20 protein-coding genes and 1 riboswitch are annotated in these 16,545 nt (G+C 40.4%); of the genes, 14 read left to right on the forward strand and 6 right to left on the reverse strand.

Annotated elements, in window-relative coordinates:
• Positions 1-19: 19 nt before the first annotated feature.
• Positions 20-319: a DUF406 family protein gene (locus A9260_RS14600; RefSeq protein ID WP_068700196.1), complete on the reverse strand. Its 300-nt coding sequence runs from the start codon at positions 317-319 to the stop codon at positions 20-22.
• A 217-nt stretch (positions 320-536) separates the two neighbouring features.
• On the opposite strand from A9260_RS14600, the gene A9260_RS14605 reads away from it, so the two are divergent.
• The 5 genes from A9260_RS14605 to A9260_RS14625 all read left to right on the forward strand — a co-directional run bounded on the left by A9260_RS14605 (position 537) and on the right by A9260_RS14625 (position 4,139).
• Positions 537-998, forward strand: a complete 462-nt coding sequence (locus A9260_RS14605; RefSeq protein ID WP_068700199.1) for a TetR family transcriptional regulator — start codon at positions 537-539, stop codon at positions 996-998.
• 284 nt (positions 999-1,282) lie between these two features.
• Complete coding sequence (locus A9260_RS14610; protein ID WP_068700201.1) at positions 1,283-1,789, forward strand: DUF3087 domain-containing protein; 507 nt, start codon at positions 1,283-1,285, stop codon at positions 1,787-1,789.
• A 112-nt stretch (positions 1,790-1,901) separates the two neighbouring features.
• Entirely contained in the window at positions 1,902-2,180 is a 279-nt protein-coding gene (locus A9260_RS14615; protein ID WP_068700203.1) for a peptidylprolyl isomerase, read from the forward strand.
• 208 nt (positions 2,181-2,388) lie between these two features.
• Positions 2,389-3,477 (forward strand): AI-2E family transporter, encoded by a 1,089-nt coding sequence (locus A9260_RS14620; RefSeq protein ID WP_068700205.1) that lies wholly within the window; start codon positions 2,389-2,391, stop codon positions 3,475-3,477.
• Between the two features lie 2 nt (positions 3,478-3,479).
• Positions 3,480-4,139 carry a potassium channel family protein gene (locus A9260_RS14625; RefSeq protein WP_068700207.1) on the forward strand — a complete coding sequence of 220 codons (660 nt, stop codon included), beginning with the start codon at positions 3,480-3,482 and terminating at the stop codon, positions 4,137-4,139.
• 179 nt (positions 4,140-4,318) lie between these two features.
• Here A9260_RS14625 and A9260_RS14630 read toward each other — a convergent pair whose 3' ends face one another.
• Both A9260_RS14630 and A9260_RS14635 read right to left on the reverse strand, forming a co-directional pair.
• Positions 4,319-4,858, reverse strand: a complete 540-nt coding sequence (locus A9260_RS14630) for a YaeQ family protein (protein ID WP_068700209.1) — start codon at positions 4,856-4,858, stop codon at positions 4,319-4,321.
• A 95-nt stretch (positions 4,859-4,953) separates the two neighbouring features.
• Positions 4,954-5,163 (reverse strand): cold-shock protein, encoded by a 210-nt coding sequence (locus A9260_RS14635; protein WP_068700211.1) that lies wholly within the window; start codon positions 5,161-5,163, stop codon positions 4,954-4,956.
• 353 nt (positions 5,164-5,516) lie between these two features.
• Here A9260_RS14635 and A9260_RS14640 point away from each other — a divergent pair, with 353 nt between their 5' ends.
• Positions 5,517-5,915 (forward strand): OsmC family protein, encoded by a 399-nt coding sequence (locus A9260_RS14640; RefSeq protein ID WP_068700213.1) that lies wholly within the window; start codon positions 5,517-5,519, stop codon positions 5,913-5,915.
• A gap of 92 nt (positions 5,916-6,007) precedes the next feature.
• Here A9260_RS14640 and A9260_RS14645 read toward each other — a convergent pair whose 3' ends face one another.
• Positions 6,008-6,301 (reverse strand): DUF333 domain-containing protein, encoded by a 294-nt coding sequence (locus tag A9260_RS14645; protein ID WP_068700215.1) that lies wholly within the window; start codon positions 6,299-6,301, stop codon positions 6,008-6,010.
• A 132-nt stretch (positions 6,302-6,433) separates the two neighbouring features.
• Here A9260_RS14645 and A9260_RS14650 point away from each other — a divergent pair, with 132 nt between their 5' ends.
• Positions 6,434-6,952, forward strand: coding sequence for an NUDIX hydrolase (locus tag A9260_RS14650; RefSeq protein ID WP_068700218.1), 519 nt, complete (start codon positions 6,434-6,436; stop codon positions 6,950-6,952).
• On the opposite strand, the gene A9260_RS14655 is transcribed toward A9260_RS14650, so the two are convergent.
• Entirely contained in the window at positions 6,944-7,744 is an 801-nt protein-coding gene (locus A9260_RS14655; protein WP_068700220.1) for an ion transporter, read from the reverse strand. The two genes, A9260_RS14650 and A9260_RS14655, sit on opposite strands and share 9 nt — an antisense overlap.
• A gap of 327 nt (positions 7,745-8,071) precedes the next feature.
• Here A9260_RS14655 and A9260_RS14660 point away from each other — a divergent pair, with 327 nt between their 5' ends.
• Both A9260_RS14660 and A9260_RS14665 read left to right on the forward strand, forming a co-directional pair.
• Entirely contained in the window at positions 8,072-8,692 is a 621-nt protein-coding gene (locus tag A9260_RS14660; protein ID WP_068700222.1) for a LysE family translocator, read from the forward strand.
• A 95-nt stretch (positions 8,693-8,787) separates the two neighbouring features.
• Positions 8,788-9,138 carry a YajD family HNH nuclease gene (locus tag A9260_RS14665; protein ID WP_068700224.1) on the forward strand — a complete coding sequence of 117 codons (351 nt, stop codon included), beginning with the start codon at positions 8,788-8,790 and terminating at the stop codon, positions 9,136-9,138.
• A 101-nt stretch (positions 9,139-9,239) separates the two neighbouring features.
• Here the strand turns inward: A9260_RS14665 and add are convergent, their stop codons facing one another.
• Positions 9,240-10,235 carry an adenosine deaminase gene (add, locus tag A9260_RS14670; RefSeq protein WP_068700226.1) on the reverse strand — a complete coding sequence of 332 codons (996 nt, stop codon included), beginning with the start codon at positions 10,233-10,235 and terminating at the stop codon, positions 9,240-9,242.
• Between the two features lie 30 nt (positions 10,236-10,265).
• Positions 10,266-10,365, reverse strand: a riboswitch (purine riboswitch).
• Between the two features lie 193 nt (positions 10,366-10,558).
• Between add and nirB the strand changes: the two genes are divergently transcribed.
• From nirB to A9260_RS14695, 5 genes are all read left to right on the forward strand, one after another.
• The gene (gene nirB, locus A9260_RS14675) at positions 10,559-13,117 is read left to right on the forward strand and encodes a nitrite reductase large subunit NirB (protein ID WP_068700229.1); all 2,559 of its coding nucleotides are present in this window, start codon (positions 10,559-10,561) and stop codon (positions 13,115-13,117) included.
• A 15-nt stretch (positions 13,118-13,132) separates the two neighbouring features.
• On the forward strand, positions 13,133-13,456 hold the full coding sequence (gene nirD, locus A9260_RS14680) for a nitrite reductase small subunit NirD (protein ID WP_068700231.1): 324 nt from the start codon (positions 13,133-13,135) through the stop codon (positions 13,454-13,456).
• A gap of 138 nt (positions 13,457-13,594) precedes the next feature.
• The gene (locus tag A9260_RS14685; RefSeq protein ID WP_068700397.1) at positions 13,595-14,461 is read left to right on the forward strand and encodes a formate/nitrite transporter family protein; all 867 of its coding nucleotides are present in this window, start codon (positions 13,595-13,597) and stop codon (positions 14,459-14,461) included.
• Between the two features lie 186 nt (positions 14,462-14,647).
• Positions 14,648-15,406: a uroporphyrinogen-III C-methyltransferase gene (gene cobA, locus A9260_RS14690; RefSeq protein WP_068700233.1), complete on the forward strand. Its 759-nt coding sequence runs from the start codon at positions 14,648-14,650 to the stop codon at positions 15,404-15,406.
• A gap of 273 nt (positions 15,407-15,679) precedes the next feature.
• Positions 15,680-16,531 (forward strand): hypothetical protein, encoded by an 852-nt coding sequence (locus A9260_RS14695; RefSeq protein ID WP_068700236.1) that lies wholly within the window; start codon positions 15,680-15,682, stop codon positions 16,529-16,531.
• The last annotated feature ends 14 nt before the right edge of the window (positions 16,532-16,545 follow it).

Raw genomic sequence — 16,545 nt, forward strand, 5'->3', positions numbered from 1 at the left:
TTTATTCAAGATATAGAGACTATCGAGAAAGTGAACGACTCTTAAGATCAAAGATAAGTTTTTCAGCACTTACTTCAAATTTAAGTTTAGCATGAAGCTCAAACTGCTCTTTTTCAACGATTTCTACTTCGCTAATAACCGCTTCATTAACTTGTTTAGCCAGTTCTAAGTACTTCGCAAATTCAGTTTCAACCGCTTCTTTGGTTGATGCGAATAATGACACTTCCGCAACTTCTTGGCCTACGTTAATTACAAAGCCCATTTCGCCTGCAACACCACATGCTTCACATACTTCTGGTTCTTTTTCTAGCTTTGACATAGCCAATCTCCTATAACAATTTGTTTCAGTGTACATAGCAATGCGCGCTTCATCTACAAATATTTCTGCAAGTTTTAAACATTAATTTAAAGCAAGTGTTTGCTAAATGTCATTTTGTCATTTGATTGTCAAGATAGAAGCTCATCCGTTGAATCTGTTTAGTGTCTGTATGAGTATGAGGCAAAACCAATGTATACGACTTATATGGGGCGGTGCGATGCCAAAGCGCAGCAAAGAAGATACGGAAATCACAATAAAGAAAATTATGGATGTGGTTGTCGAACAGCTACTTACAATAGGTTATGACAAGATGTCATACACCACATTAAGCCAGGCGACAGGAGTGTCTCGTACTGGTATTAGTCATCATTTTCCTAAAAAAACAGATTTTACCAATGCATTAGATGGAGCAATAGTTGATTTGCTTTCAAACTATTTGGAGTTTGAATCAGGTTTAAAAGCCTTTACCAAAAGTTGGGTATCTTCACTTGAAGCACCTAAGTTTTTAGCCATTCTTCGTCTTATGTTTCATCACGTCACGATTTTTGATGGCGCTCAGGAGTTTACTCGAAAAGGCATTGATAGCTTATTTTTAGCAGTAAAAGCCAGATTTGGTGATGATAGTAAAAGTGAACTTGAACGCTTATTGGGTTTATCTGTGGTGAAATTAGCCAACTAGAAAGTTTATGCGCTGATTCACAATTCGGCGCCAGATAACAGAGGTCAATATTTAAGAGGACAGGCACTTGTCTATTAAGCATAGTCTTTAAAAAGACAAGCTTAAAAGGACACACACCGAATTGTCGCAAACAATTTGAAAGGACAGACACCTCATTAGTATGCTGACTTCTCAACTATGTGAAAGGACACACACCTCGCTATAGTACAATTATGCACACCACTTTATAATGTTTATCCGTGACACAGCCAACTCACCAAACTGTTTTCAAAAGTGGATGATTAATGCAATTAAAAAGTATCAACAAACAATTATACCGGTCGCGTTTGAACATTGTTATTGTCGCTTGTATTGCCAGTTTGGCGATTTTTAGTTTGGCAATTTCTCAAACACTCATTTACCTATTTCCATCTGAGACAGGCTCTCATTTTTACTGGAACTTATTAGGGGTTATTGTGAGTGCGATTTTGTTGGTGTTAGCATTAAATAAACTAAGATCACACCCGAAAATGACAGAAGTCGTTTATGTGTGGGAGTTGAAACATGCACTGAACCTGATACATAGAAAGAATCGAAAGCTTCTTTCTCAAGCTCAAATAGGGGATGTAAATGCCATGCTTGCTTTACAGTTTAGTTATACGGGCTCTAAGCAGTTATGGGAACTTGACGATAATACGATCACGATGAGTAGCCTAAATAAAGCTCAAGCGCAACTTGATGATTGGGTCACTGCCTTTGGTTTATCTCTGGATATTAAGCAGTATCATTCAGGTTTGCTTAAAGCGTTTTAACCATTACTTTATTCCCTGTGTGACGCTTAAATTTAAGTCAGTGGTATATCGGCGCACAAAAGGCATAATATTTTGTATAATGCGCCTAAATAGACTCTGTAGAGATAACATCATGGCTCGCACTGCGCACGCATTACACATTTTGGTTAAGCATAAAGACCAAGCTGAAGACATCATCAAGCAATTAAAGAAAGGTGCAAAGTTTCAAACTCTTGCACGCAAATATTCTAATTGCCCATCATCTAAGAAAGGCGGGGATTTAGGCGAATTTAAAAAGGGTCAAATGGTCCCTCAATTCGATAAAATTTGCTTTACCGGAGAGACTTTAGTACCTCACCTGGTCAAAACTAAATTCGGCTGGCATGTGGTGAAAGTGCTATATCGCACTTAACCTCTATTCTTTACTTCCTATCAAATACGAGAGCACCCGCATATCCCTCATTGCGCTAAAATAGTGCTCTCTTTTTTATCTGCTCAACCTCTAAATTCATTTCTGTGCTCATTTATTGTCCATTAACTTCAAATAGTTTGTCATTTTTCTAACTTATTGAAAAAAGCATCTAAACTATTGTTAGAAGATTGTATTACAAGGACTTTTTATGAACTCTTCGCAAGATTTTTCTAAACAAGCTATTGATGCTTTTATCAAGATTGTGATTGTTGGACTGCTGTTATTTTGGTGTTTTCAGATCCTAAAGCCTTTTGCGCTTTTGGTGGTTTGGGGGGCGATCATCGCAACCGCGTTATTTCCGGTGGTTAAAACGATTGAAAGTAAAACGGGACTGTCCCAAGGTAAGTCAAGTTGGCTGCTTTCGTTATCGGCAGTGGCGTTGTTGATTCTTCCTACGTATTTAATTGGTGACAGCTTATTTGATACCGCTGGGAATATTTATCAGCAGGTACAAGAGGGAACACTGCAACTTAAAGCGCCGTCGGAAAGTATTAAATCGTGGCCTGTTGTGGGTGAGAAATTGTACGCCGCTTTATTGGGGTTCTCTCTAAATTTAACCAATACTTTACTTGAATATTCTGAGCAAATTAAGGATGTGCTCGGCACTGTCGCTTCGGCTATAGGTAGTGTGGGTGGTAGTGTTTTACAGTTTGTTATTTCATTGCTGATTGCTGGCGTGTTTATGACCAATGCACAAGCCTGTGAAAAATCATTTCAGCAAATAGCCGTTCGTTTAGCCGGAGAATATGGCACTCAGTTTACTCAACTCTCCGTTGCTACTGTGCGCAGTGTAGTGCAAGGGGTCATCGGGGTTGCAGTTATTCAGTCAATTATGGCAGGTATTGGTCTTTATTTTGCCGATATTCCTTTTGCCGGCTTGTGGATGTTAGCAGTATTGATTGTGGCCATTATTCAATTGCCACCTATTTTAGCGTTAATTCCAGCACTGATTTTTGCATGGACCACTGACAGCACCTTGGTCGCAGGTATATTTACCGTGTGGTGTGTATTAGTGAGTGCCAGTGATGCGGTATTAAAACCTATGTTAATGGGGCGCGGTACCGATATTCCAATGTTGGTTATTTTATTGGGTGCTATTGGTGGGATGGCAATGTCAGGCATTGTCGGTTTGTTTGTTGGCGCAGTTGTACTGGCTGTAACCCATCGATTGTTTGTGGCTTGGTTAGCTCAATCTCAAGATGATGTAGAACCTGCCGTCATTGAAGTAGACAAATAATAATGGCAAAAATTACAGAGCGTGACAATTTTCTGTATCTGTTTGTAGCGTTAGTCTCACTGCTTGCAGGCTGCGCTATTGTCGAGCAGTTCTTTGGCACAGGGCAGGAAGTCATTTTAGTTGGACTGTTATTTTGCATGTCGGCGTCTATTTTAGGCATAGAGCGGAACAAAACCGGTACACGAGGCTGGCTTGGGTTTTTAGTCGTATTGGTGCTCTTTTCCTCTTTGGCCTCCATTTTTGATGCGGCTAATTTAGCCGTGGTGTCTTTGTTAGCGTTAATTGTGTTTATCGCGCAATATTTAAAGCACGCCACACAACTTATTTTAACTGCGCCAAAAATAGATAGAAATCAAATCGTTGGGTCAATTTGTATTTACCTTATGATGGGATTGTGGTTTACGTTTGTTCAACTATTGGTATTGGAAGTACTCGATGGTGGATTCAACGGCATTGAATATGGGCCATGGTTAGATAATTTATCTAAGATGATTTATTTTAGCTTTATTACCATGACATCGGTGGGATATGGCGCTATATCACCCAATGAGCCATTGACTCGGTTTGTGGCTTATTTTCAGGCTATTGCAGGGGTGTTTTATCTGGCCATTTTGGTGTCGAGTTTAGTCAGTGCTGGCTTAACTCAAAAAAGTGAAGAGTGATACTAATTACAATCAGTGAATGCTCAAAAATAGCGCAGAAAAGCCCTTAAGAGTAAGACGAATATTGTTGAAAATCCGTTATTCTACAATCAAATAATAGCCCTTTATTGTCTTTAAGGGCTATTTCATCAAAAGAGTGTACTGGACTATGGCTTAATGTAAGCTCGGCAACTTTTAAATTATTGCGTTTGCAGTTCGGTGATAGTGATTTCTGAATTCACGTCACCTAATGTTGCAAATAAGGTGTTTCCTGAAATCATCAAGCTAAAATCGTTGGTTCTTTCCAGACCTGAAACTAGCGCTTCGATGGGGGCAAAATCAAATTGCGTGATACTGGCTTTAAATTCTCGCAATACGCTTTGATTTTTCTTAAACCAAACCTGTGATTTATTCTCATTGAAAGTATAGATATGAGTTTGCTTTGATTTACGAGCGGCTTTTTTGATTCTATCTGTGGAGGGTTCGCCCACTTCAATCCAAGTCAAAATATCACCCACATCAGACAACTCCCAAATATCAGGCTCATCTTGATCTGACAACCCTTTAGTAAAGGTGAGGTGTTCGGTACGATTGAGACAAAAGGCAAGAATACGAACAAGCATACGTACTTCAGTTTCAGAAGGGTGCTTTGCTATGGTAAGGCTAATATCATCATATTGGTTGCGATTAGTATCAGCAATATTGACACGAAACTTAAAGATCGTCGGTTTTAACGCCAAGGTAGGGATTCCACAAAGTAGGGTTTAGGCGTGGGATTATATAGGGAAGAAGAGGGAAAAGTAAGCCAGTAAGYTACTGGCTTACTTAGCGCGAACTAAACAGCGCGAATTTGTTCTGCTTGCGGGCCTTTTTGACCTGTAGTAACAACAAACTCTACTTTTTGGCCTTCAGCAAGAGTACGGAAACCGTCGCCTTGGATTGCAGAGAAATGAGCGAATACATCTGGACCGTTTTCTTGTTGAATGAAACCAAAGCCTTTAGTTTCGTTGAACCATTTTACGGTGCCAGTAGTTGTGTTTGACATTGTCAGTTTTCCTTTCTGATATAACTAAATTTGGCCTGTTGCGACCATTCAAAGAGCTTGAAATAGGTTGTGTTGACAGTTGATAAATACAATAGATGACGAATCTCCAACTGCATGCAACAACATCAAAAACAAACCTTTTCTTGCCTGATTTAGTCTATAGAGCAGAGTCGATAAGTCAATGAAATCACAGGTATACAACCCTATACATTTTGTAAATTTGTTATGCATATTCAAGTTTTTCAACATGAAATTAAAACTTGCCTGTTTTGCAATGCGATCGTCATTATTGCAGTAGTTGAGTTCATATTTGCTCTGTGTACAATATGCTAATTCTAAAAGAGGAAGTGATTATGCAAGCAACCGTATCTTGGGTAGAAGATTTTAAATTTATTGGTGAATCCCAATCGGGTCATTCTGTTGTATTAGACGGTAGTGGTGGCAAAACTGCGCCAAGCCCGATGGAAATGGTATTAATTGCCGCGGGTGGTTGTAGCTCTGTTGATGTTGTTGATGGCCTAAAAAGTGCCGATCAAAAAGTGACAGGATGTGTGGCAAAACTAAGCAGTGAACGTCGTGATGAAGCGCCAAAATACTTTACTCAAATCAATATCCATTTTGCAGTATCAGGCGAAGATTTAGATCCAGCTATTGTCGCTAAAGTGGCGAAAGATTCTTTAGAGAAATATTGTTCAGTTTGTCTAATGTTAGATAAGGGTGTGGAAATGACTCACTCTTGGGAAATCGTTTAATTCATTTAAAAATCCCAAAATAAAGCCCTACCGATATTTGATTGTAACAATCAACAAAGTAGGGCTATCGTCATTGTAAACTGGTATTTAGTTTACGGCTGTTTGGTCTCATCAGCTTGATTTTGCGCATCTGGGCGCTCATCTTCGTGGTTCTGGTAGTAATATTCCCAGATCTCGTATTTCTCGCTATCTGAAATCTCACAATAGGTTACGCGTTGGTTGTTCTCTGTTGCACGCTCTATATCATGATTTTCTTGTACACAATACATAGAGGCTTTGCTGGTGATGGGATCCCAGTCTTTAACTGTATATTCATTTGGCTCACTGGCGCAGCCTGCAAGTAACACAGTACTTGCCATGATAGATAGTAGGAGGATTTTCTTCATTACTTTTGGCTCCAAAGAACTAAATTATTTCAGTTTGTCTGATTTAGTGTACGAGATATCTTAATTAATTCAACAGTTAACCAATACATACATGCTAAAATAACCGCAAATACCCTGCTAGCAATCAATTTCATGCGCCATTTAAAAACAACCGTACATCCAAACTTATCCCACCTTGATCAGAAAAAAATCATTAATCGACGAGCAACAAGAGCCATCGCTTTGCAAGGTAGTTCAATATTGCTGTTATACACCGAACGTTATCATGACTATTCGCTACCCGGTGGCGGAATTGATGACGGGGAAGATGTGATTGCAGGTTTAGTACGAGAGCTACAAGAAGAAACTGGGGCGCAAAATATTTGTAATATCGCCCCATATGGCGTGTTTGAAGAGTTTCGTCCTTGGTATAAAGACGATGCTGATGTAATGCACATGCATTCTTACTGTTATACCTGTGAGGTGGATAGGGTGCTTGGAACCCCTAATTTTGAAGACTATGAAATTAAGAACGGAATGCGTGCGCAATGGGTCAATATTCATGAAGCGATAGCACATAACCAACAAACCATCGCTAACAGTGCGAAAAAGGGCTTAAGTATCGAAAGAGAGACGTTCTTGCTTCAATTGATTGCGAGTGAGTTACTTTGAGTCATTATTAGATGATGTTGATGAACCCTGTTCTTTAATCAGTTGTTTTATTTCATTAAGCTCAGCGTGTAATACATGGATTTCATTTTTTAAAACGTCATGCTCTTGCTGATCGTGTTGGCTAGTTTGAGACTGTTCTTCAAGCATAAACCAGTTAGCCACCAGACCGGTAAAGGTACCAAATAAGCCAACCCCTGCCGTCATCAGCACTGCTGCCACAGCACGACCAAATGCACTCACAGGATAAAAGTCGCCATAGCCAACGGTGGTGATGGTGACAAATGCCCACCACAATGCATCGCTTGCGGTGTGTATATTCGATTCAGGTAAGCCTTTTTCAAATTGCAAAATGCCAATTGCACCAAAAATAACTAATAGAACGGAAACACTGGCGACTATGGTAAAGGTGCCCATACGGCGGTTGTGAAATAGGTAATATAAAATGACCTTGGTGGAGCGAATCGCGCGCAATATTCTGAAAAATCGCACTAGGTGAATAAATCGCCCATAACGCAGAGCATCGACCATCGGGATACTTGACAGCAAATCAATCCAGCCCCATTTCATAAATTTGAGTTTATTAGGCGCGCGATAAAAGCGTTGCGAGAAGTCGGCAAGAAATACAAAACAGACCAAGGTATCGATAGTAGAAAGTAGGTCTGAGACATCTTCTGGTAGAGAAAAAGCATTTTCAATAAACAGGACTATCAATACATAGATTGACAAAATAAGGGTAAGAAACTGTAGGGGTCCGAGTTCATGTTTTGCTTGTATTAATTTAGAATCAGCCATTAATTAAGCTTATTATCCTTTATCTCTTATTCATTTGATTGTATCAATTTAATGATAGAACCCGCGATATCCTTATAATTAAGGTATTGATTACCTTATTGTTATATCGACAGTTAAATATTGAACACTCATTGTCGGCGACCAATATTATATCGAAGTAACGTCAGTGAATATATATCATTCACACTGCGAATCATAGTCAAGTATCGCTCTGTGAGAGCCTCATCTCTAATCAATATATTTTTCTTTTAATGAACCTAATCTCTAGCATAATCAAGAAATTGTAGGTAATTTAGACAGTTCTCTTTTAAACCTGAGGCGTGAACTTTGGACGCAGCAACATTATGGGTGTTTATCCCTACCTTTTTATTTGTATCGATCACGCCTGGTATGTGCATGACGCTGGCCCTTGGCTTGGGGATGAGCGTCGGATATAAACGTACTTTATGGATGATGCTTGGTGAAGTCTTTGGCGTTGCAGTAGTTGCCATTAGTGCCGTTTTGGGGATCGCGACGGTGATGATCAAGATGCCGATGCTGTTTATTGCTTTTAAAACGCTTGGTGCGTTGTATTTGAGCTATCTTGGCATTCAAATGTGGCGATCTAAGGGGAAAATGGCAATCTCGGATGAGAACCTTGAGTCTTCAAGCGCATCGAACTATGGCCTGATGGCGCAAGGGTTTATCACCGCTATTGCCAACCCGAAAGGTTGGGCGTTTATGATTTCTCTATTACCTCCTTTTATCAGTGCTGATTACGCACTTGCGCCGCAGCTTGGTATTCTTGTTGGCATTATTATGTTGTCTGAGTTTCTATGTATGAGCCTTTATGCTTCTGGTGGCAAAGGCCTTAGGGTGATGCTTGCAAATAGTGACAACGTGAAATTTATGAATCGGATAGCAGGTTCTTTGATGATAGGTGTCGGTATTTGGCTATTTGTCAGTTAACAGATCATGAATTATTAGATGGCTAACTGCACCGCGTATCAAATTGTGCTAATTTAATCGTGTATATCAATAACCAATAAAATGTGGAAATAGAGATGTCTTCTTCATCAGATCATACAGGTAGTAGCGCCGCTTACGCTCGCAAAGAGGCGGGTTATCGCGATAAAGCGTTGAAATTATACCCTTGGGTTTGTGGTAACTGTGCGCGAGAGTTTGTGTATTCTAATCTTCGTGAATTAACCGTGCATCATAAAGACCACGATCATACCAATAATCCACAAGATGGCAGCAATTGGGAACTATTATGCTTATATTGTCACGATCATGAGCATTCTAAATATACCGATCATGAACGCTATGGTGTTGATCCTGTCGCAAGGGCTGACGATCATGAGGTTGCGACTCATAATCCATTTGCCGATCTTGCGAAGATGATGAAAAAGTAAAATATAATCATCACGGATTTTATTACTTGAATAGAGCAGGATCAAAAACGGCCAATCTGGAAACAGTTGGCCGTTTTTATTTTTAGTGGTTTATACGTAGCTTAATCTATATAAGCACGCAGCTGCGCTTTGACTTCTTCATTAGCAAAGCTTTGTTCAATGCTGGTTAGATAGATGGCTTGATAGTCTTTTGGCGAAAGATAAAATAATTCGCAGACTTTTTGCACTTCCTTAGTCATCGTTGTATTTGAAACGGTTCTATTATCAGTATTGATGGTGACAGCAAGACCTTGCTTATAGAAACGTTTAGCGGGGTGAGATTCAATATTCTCTACCGCTTTTGTCTGTACATTGCTGCTAGGGCAGGTTTCTAGACCAACATTGCCATTTCTCACCGCTTTAAAACCACCGCTATGATCAATAATATGAATGCCATGACCAATGCGTTCCGCTTTTAATAGCTCGATAGCATCTTGTACGTTTTGTCCATCGCCTTGTTCACCAGCATGGATGGTGATGTGAAATCCTTTTTTACGCGCATATTTTGCTTCTTCAACGAAGTCATGACAAAAACCAGTCAGCTCAGCACCAGCAAGATCAAAGGCTTCTACGCCGTGTCCAAGGAATTTAGCCCCTTCATCGATCACTAATTTAATGTCATCTTTTGGCATGGTGCGCAAAATACATAAAACGAAATTGCCGTGGATATCATAATCCAGTTCTGCACGCTTCATGCCTTTCACAACCGCTGCGATGATTTTCTCAACACTAAGCCCTTTGTTGACATGCAATAAAGGGGCAAACCGAACCTCAAGATACTTTACGTTTTCTTTGGCTGCATCTTCAAACACTTGATAAGAGATTTGTTCAAGAGCTTGCTCAGTTTGCATAACAAGTAACGGTAAATCAAAGCGGGTGAGGTACTGTTTTAAGTCAACACAAGTTTCCGGAGCAATCATCATGTCGCGAATAACATCAACATCTTGGCTTGGTATTTCAATCTGTTGGATCTTTGCCAATTCAATCAGAGTTTCGGGGCGAACACTACCATCTAGGTGGCAGTGAAGGTCGATTTTTGGCAGAGAGTGAAAATCCATAAGTCGTCACCTTTATAAAGAGACATAAGTAAATAAAGACAATGACTTCATAATCAAAGGTTAATGGCCTTTGGTAGAAACTCCCACACCATATCAGAGGGATTATATGAAGCAATAAGGCGGATTTTAGCAACTCAATGACGCTGTTACAAACTGTTGCAGTCGTAAAAATAGTGAATTCACTAAGAATCAATGACTTATTTGTCATCTTGTATGACAACTACCCAATAAGGGTTATATTTGTCGTAAATTGATCTGGATCAATTTTGGATTGTGTTTCCTACATACAATCGCGAAAGTTATCACATTTTTAAGGAACCACTATGAGCCAGATGAAGCTAGTTATCATAGGTAACGGCATGGTGGGACATCGTTATATTGAAGATCTTGTTGAAAAAACAGATGTTTCTAATATGGATATAACCGTGTTCTGCGAAGAGCCACGTATCGCCTATGATCGTGTTCACCTCTCTTCATATTTCTCACATCATACTGCTGAAGAACTCTCTCTTGTTAAAGAAGGGTTTTATGAAAAGCACGGTATTAATGTGCTTTTGGGCGAACGTGCAATTAATGTTAACCGTGCAAATCGTATCGTTCATTCAAGCACGGGTCGTGAAATTGAATACGATAAGCTCATCATGGCAACGGGTTCTTATCCTTTTGTTCCGCCTATCAAAGGTAACGAAGGCAAAGACTGTTTTGTCTATCGCACTATCGAAGATCTTAAGTCTATCGAAGCGACGGCAAAGAACAGTACAGTCGGGGTTGTTGTTGGTGGTGGCCTACTTGGTCTTGAAGCGGCTGGCGCGCTACGTGCACTTGGCGTAGAAACTCACGTTGTTGAGTTTGCACCTAAGCTAATGGCCGAGCAACTTGACCAAGCTGGTGGTAATCAACTGCGCCAAAAAATTGAGCGTATGGGCGTTAATGTTCATACCAGCAAAAATACCTTAGAGATCGCGCCAGAAGGAAAGCAGCTGCGTAATGTGATGCGCTTTGCTGATGGTACTGAGCTTGAAACTGACTTCATTGTTTTTTCTGCAGGTATTCGCCCTCAAGATAAACTTGCGCGTCAAATGGGCTTAGATATTGCGCCTCGTGGCGGTATCGCGATTAATAACCATTGTCAGACGTCTGATGAGAGCATTTACGCCATTGGTGAATGTGCCTCTTGGAACACTCACTTTTATGGTCTGGTTGCACCAGGTTATAAGATGGCAACAGTTGCAGTCGATCATGTTATCGGTAACGACAGTCAATTTGAAGGCGCTGACATGAGCGCTAAGTTGAAGCTACTTGGCGTGAAAGTAGGGTCTATTGGCGATGCTAATGGCAGAACTCCGGGTTGTAAGAGCTTCGTCTATCAAAATGAAGAGCTTGAAGTCTATAAGCGTTTAATCGTTTCAGAAGATGGCAAAAAACTGCTTGGCGCTGTGATGGTGGGTGATACTTCTGACTATGGCGATCTTTTGCAGCTAATGCTGAATGAGATTGAGCTTCCTGAACATCCTGATGCACTTATTTTACCTGCCCATGCTGGCGCAGAAAAGCCAACGTTAGGCGCTGATGCGTTGCCAGAAAGTGCGGTTATTTGTTCATGTTTTGATGTCACTAAAGGCCGAATCGCGCAGGCTGTTGCTGACGGTCATCATACGGTTGCTGATATCAAAGCGGTCACAAGCGCCGGTACTGGCTGTGGCGGTTGTATTCCTCTTGTGACCTCAGTATTGAATGCAGAGCTTGCTAAAGCAGGCGTCGAAGTGAAAAGCGATGTTTGTGAGCACTTTGCTTATTCACGCCAAGAGCTGTTCCACTTGATTCGCATCGAAGAAATTAAAACCTTTGATGAGCTGTTAGAAAAATACGGCAAAGGCTACGGCTGTGAAGTGTGTAAACCGTTAGTAGGCTCTATTTTAGCGTCTTGCTGGGGCGATCATATTTTAAAACCTCAATTGGTTAAATTGCATGATACCAACGATAACTTCTTAGGAAACATCCAAAAAGACGGCACTTATTCGGTTATCCCTCGTATGGCTGGTGGTGAAGTAACGCCGCAAGCATTAGCCGCTCTTGCTAACGTTGCCGCTGAATATAATTTATATACCAAAGTGACGGGTGCACAGCGTATTGGTCTATTTGGTGCGCAAAAAGACGATCTTCCTGCTATTTGGGGCAAGCTAATTGATGCAGGCTTTGAAACAGGGCAGGCGTATGCCAAAGCACTGCGTATGGCGAAGACCTGTGTTGGTTCGACTTGGTGTCGTTATGGGGTGCAAGACTCAGTTGGTCTTGGCTCAATGATTGAGAATCGCTACAAGGGAATTCGTACACCGCATAAGATGAAGTTTGGTGTTTCTGGTTGTACTCGTGAGTGCGCCGAAGCTCAAGGTAAAGACTTAGGCATCATTGCTACGGATGCGGGTTGGAATATGTACGTGTGTGGTAATGGCGGTATGAAGCCTCGTCATGCGGACTTACTGGCGACCGATCTTGACCAAGAGACGCTAATTCAATATATCGACCGTTTCATGATGTTTTATATCCGCACAGCTGCGCCACTGCAACGTACTTCGGTTTGGCTAGAGAACCTTGAAGGTGGTGTCGATTATCTGCGTAAAGTGATTGTTGAAGACAAACTCAATATTAATGCTCAGCTTGAAGCTGATGTAGCAAAACTTATAGAAGAGTTTCGCTGTGAGTGGACTGACACCATCAATGATCAGCAGCAATTGACTCGTTTCTCTCACTTTATTAACTCAGACATTCGCGATGATAACGTGGTGTTTGTGAGTGAGCGTGATCAACATCGCCCTGCGACTTTTACGGAAAAAAATCCGCAAGCCAAAGGCGATATTTTTCACGAAGCAGTGACTGAGTAATAAGGGATAGAAATCATGAGTTTTGAAAAAATCTGTAAAATTGATGACATCGTACCGGGCACTGGCGTTTGTGCGCTGATTGCAGGTCAGCAAGTTGCCGTATTTAGACCTCGTCAAGAAGAGAAGGTATTTGCTATCTCAAATACGGATCCGTTTGCGCAGTCAAATGTACTCTCGCGCGGCTTGATTGTTGAGCACAAGCAAGAATTGTGGGTCGCCAGCCCATTAAAGAAACAACGCTTTAATTTAGCGACGGGTGTTTGTATGGAAGATGAACGTTTTAACGTTAAGTCTTTTAAAGCACGAGTGGTTAAAGGTTCTGTAGAAATTTCAGCTTAGTACTTTTGGCTTAGTATTTTTAGCTTAGTACTGTCCAATTTAGCTTAGAGATTTAATAGCAAAAAGGCTTCTTGCTTAGCAAGAGTAGGGAGCCTTTGACTATTCAATTTTAACTTTTAATTTTATATGGGTAGCAATATGAACGATTTAAAACCTGCAGAAATTGTGCAAACAATGATTAACGTTGGCGAAGCTAAGGTAAAAACAAATGCAAGAGATCTGATCCTTCGTGGGATTATGGCCGGTATTATTCTGTCGTTGGCAGTAGTTGTAGCCATTACGGCAATTGTTCAAACAGGCATTGGTATTGTTGGCGCTCTAGTGTTCCCTGTTGGCTTTTGTATTTTAAGCTTAATGGGTTATGACCTAGTGACGGGCGTTTTTGGTTTAGCGCCACTGGCAAAACTAGAAAATCGTAAAGGTGTTACTTGGGCACGAGTGCTACGTTGTTGGGGACTGGTTGGTCTTGGTAACTTAATTGGTTCTTTGATTGTGGCTTACTTAATCGCAGTCTCTTTAACGGCCAACTTTTCTATTGACCCTAATGCCGTTGCTCAAAAGTTTATCGCAGCCTCGACAGCTCGCACCGTAGGCTTTGAAAATATGGGCGTAGATGGTTGGATTACCTGTTTTGTACGCGGTATTTTTTGTAACTTGATGGTTTGTCTAGGCGTCATTGGCAACATGACTGCGCGCACTGTAGCTGGAAAAGTAACGGCAATGTGGCTACCAATCTTTATCTTCTTTGCCTTGGTATTTGAGCACACCGTAGTGAATATGTTCTTGTTCCCACTAGGTATGATGTTGGGTGCTGACTTTGGCATTGCAACTTGGTTGAACTTCAATCTTATCCCAACTATTTTAGGTAATATTGTGGGTGGCCTTTTATTTACCTGTATCCCACTTTACTTAACTCACGCTAAGACTGCGCCAACGCTTGATGAATTAGATGAAAAATCTCAAGCATCTGTTACACCGAAAGCATCGGTTACACAAGGCGCGTAATACTCGCAAGTAATATAGAAAAACAGTGTTAATCCCTTAATTTCAGCTTTTCACTGTTTGATTGCCTCATAGATTCTATGAGGCAAATTATTTATAACAAGTTGTTTTTATTGAATAACTTGTTATAAATAATTTTTGTTACTGTAATCGATGTATTTTCAGTATCTAGCATTAGTGAGTTTATGCATGACATCAAAATCAATATCAGCAAATCAAGGTGGATTTGTCTCGTTAGTGGGAGCTGGGCCGGGTGATCCTGACTTGTTAACGGTAAAAGCACTGCGCCTTATTCAAAAAGCGCAGGTTGTGGTATACGACCGTTTGGTTTCTGATGAGATTATGGCGCAGGTTAACCCCGAAGCAGAATTGATTTATGTGGGTAAACGTTTAGATCATCACTGTGTTCCGCAACATGAAATTAACCAAGTGCTGGTGGAAAAAGCGCAACAAAATAAGCACGTTGTGAGATTAAAGGGCGGTGACCCTTTTATTTTTGGTCGCGGCGGAGAAGAATTAGAAAAATTGGCTTTAGAAAAAATCTCATTTGAAGTTGTGCCAGGCATTACTGCAGCGGCCGGTTGCAGCGCCTATGCCGGTATTCCTCTAACGCACAGAGATCACGCGCAAAGCGTCCACTTTATTACAGGCCACCTAAAAAAAGAGGGCATGGATATTGATTGGGCAAGTCTATCAAAAGGTAATACGACGTTAGTCTTTTATATGGGACTAAAAGAGAGTGCGAGTATTCAGGAAAAACTGACAGTCGCAGGTTTATCAAAGCAGACGTCAGTGGCAATTATTGAGCGTGGAACCACCGCAAATCAGCGCGTGTTAACTGGCAATCTTTCTCAATTATCTCAGATTGCCGAGCAGGCCATTAGTCCGTCTTTAATTATCGTTGGTAGTGTCACAAGTCTGCATGAAAAATTGCATTGGTTTGAATGATTTCTAAGTAATATTCAATTATAGAAATCGATAACAACAAACGAATAGAAAAAGAAAAGTTAATATTCAGTATCTATTTGTTTTTAAAATAAAAATTAAACCATATTGATCATACTTATCATACGATTTATTGTGAGGGTTGTTGGAATTTAAAGCTCGAATCGTGCAAATATTGACAATTCGTTCTATTGTTATCTAAGGACCCTGTTGTATGAAGATTCAGGATGAAACTTCAAAGGAAATAATAGGACTTTTTAGCAAGGAAAGCTAAATATGAGAAAACAGTTTCTGAGAGCAACATCGCTGTCAGGTAGTTTGATTTATTTTTTATTCGGATTGGCACTCGTTACAACGATATCGACTTATCAAGGATATTCATCTTTGGTAAACCAGACGTCATTTTTTGCTAATAGCAGTAAATGGTTAGCCAGTATCCTATTCTTATGGGGACTGCTACTGATCTTTTGTACTAGCGCACGATGTACTATTCGAGCCATTTGGGCGTTAGTGATTATTATTGCTGCATTAGGCATAGGGCAATTTATTGGTTCTCATTCCGAGCACACCTTCTCTGATGACTCCAGTATACCTATGATTGTGCTGCCCCATGCCCCTCAAGTTAAAGCTCCTATTGTCTTGCCACAACCAACCGATCTCAGCCAAAGTTATCAACAAGCGGTGATGGAATCGGGTTGGTACTCTATCCTTGATATTTCTCGCCTGCAAAATGATAAAAATCTTGTTGAAAGCTATGCCATTTTGAAAGATACGCGCACTGCGATACTTAAGCATTTATTGCAAACGCAGCAGAAATTGTATGAGTTTGAACAGGAATTATATGAACATGAAGCAAATGCCCATATAGAAGATAATTATATCGATTCTAAAATTGTGCATTGCAAACAACAAAATGCAATGTGGAAAGAAGAATTGCTGGTGTTAAATGAAGTAAACAGCATTATTCAAATGCTGGATGCTAATCGTGATGGGTGGACGATACAAGACGGTGCTATTACATTTTATTCTAATGTTGATACGCTACAGTTCGAAGATATTTTGACTCGAATACAGACTATTTCGGAACACCAAAAAATGTTGTCTGACTCTGCAAATAAACTATTGTAATTAATATTTTTTCG

It is taken from the genome of Vibrio sp. UCD-FRSSP16_30 (genome assembly GCF_001676025.1).
GTDB lineage: Bacteria > Pseudomonadota > Gammaproteobacteria > Enterobacterales > Vibrionaceae > Vibrio.

Excerpts from the sequence above, each read along its gene's own strand:
- A9260_RS14600 (WP_068700196.1), bottom strand. The coding sequence starts at position 319 with ATGTCAAAGCTAGAAAAAGAACCAGAAGTATGTGAAGCATGTGGTGTT.
- A9260_RS14605 (WP_068700199.1), top strand. The coding sequence starts at position 537 with ATGCCAAAGCGCAGCAAAGAAGATACGGAAATCACAATAAAGAAAATT.
- A9260_RS14610 (WP_068700201.1), top strand. The coding sequence starts at position 1,283 with ATGCAATTAAAAAGTATCAACAAACAATTATACCGGTCGCGTTTGAAC.
- A9260_RS14615 (WP_068700203.1), top strand. The coding sequence starts at position 1,902 with ATGGCTCGCACTGCGCACGCATTACACATTTTGGTTAAGCATAAAGAC.
- A9260_RS14620 (WP_068700205.1), top strand. The coding sequence starts at position 2,389 with ATGAACTCTTCGCAAGATTTTTCTAAACAAGCTATTGATGCTTTTATC.
- A9260_RS14625 (WP_068700207.1), top strand. The coding sequence starts at position 3,480 with ATGGCAAAAATTACAGAGCGTGACAATTTTCTGTATCTGTTTGTAGCG.
- A9260_RS14635 (WP_068700211.1), bottom strand. The coding sequence starts at position 5,163 with ATGTCAAACACAACTACTGGCACCGTAAAATGGTTCAACGAAACTAAA.
- A9260_RS14640 (WP_068700213.1), top strand. The coding sequence starts at position 5,517 with ATGCAAGCAACCGTATCTTGGGTAGAAGATTTTAAATTTATTGGTGAA.
- A9260_RS14645 (WP_068700215.1), bottom strand. The coding sequence starts at position 6,301 with ATGAAGAAAATCCTCCTACTATCTATCATGGCAAGTACTGTGTTACTT.
- A9260_RS14650 (WP_068700218.1), top strand. The coding sequence starts at position 6,434 with ATGCGCCATTTAAAAACAACCGTACATCCAAACTTATCCCACCTTGAT.
- A9260_RS14655 (WP_068700220.1), bottom strand. The coding sequence starts at position 7,744 with ATGGCTGATTCTAAATTAATACAAGCAAAACATGAACTCGGACCCCTA.
- A9260_RS14665 (WP_068700224.1), top strand. The coding sequence starts at position 8,788 with ATGTCTTCTTCATCAGATCATACAGGTAGTAGCGCCGCTTACGCTCGC.
- add (WP_068700226.1), bottom strand. The coding sequence starts at position 10,235 with ATGGATTTTCACTCTCTGCCAAAAATCGACCTTCACTGCCACCTAGAT.
- nirB (WP_068700229.1), top strand. The coding sequence starts at position 10,559 with ATGAGCCAGATGAAGCTAGTTATCATAGGTAACGGCATGGTGGGACAT.
- nirD (WP_068700231.1), top strand. The coding sequence starts at position 13,133 with ATGAGTTTTGAAAAAATCTGTAAAATTGATGACATCGTACCGGGCACT.
- A9260_RS14685 (WP_068700397.1), top strand. The coding sequence starts at position 13,595 with ATGAACGATTTAAAACCTGCAGAAATTGTGCAAACAATGATTAACGTT.
- cobA (WP_068700233.1), top strand. The coding sequence starts at position 14,648 with ATGACATCAAAATCAATATCAGCAAATCAAGGTGGATTTGTCTCGTTA.
- A9260_RS14695 (WP_068700236.1), top strand. The coding sequence starts at position 15,680 with ATGAGAAAACAGTTTCTGAGAGCAACATCGCTGTCAGGTAGTTTGATT.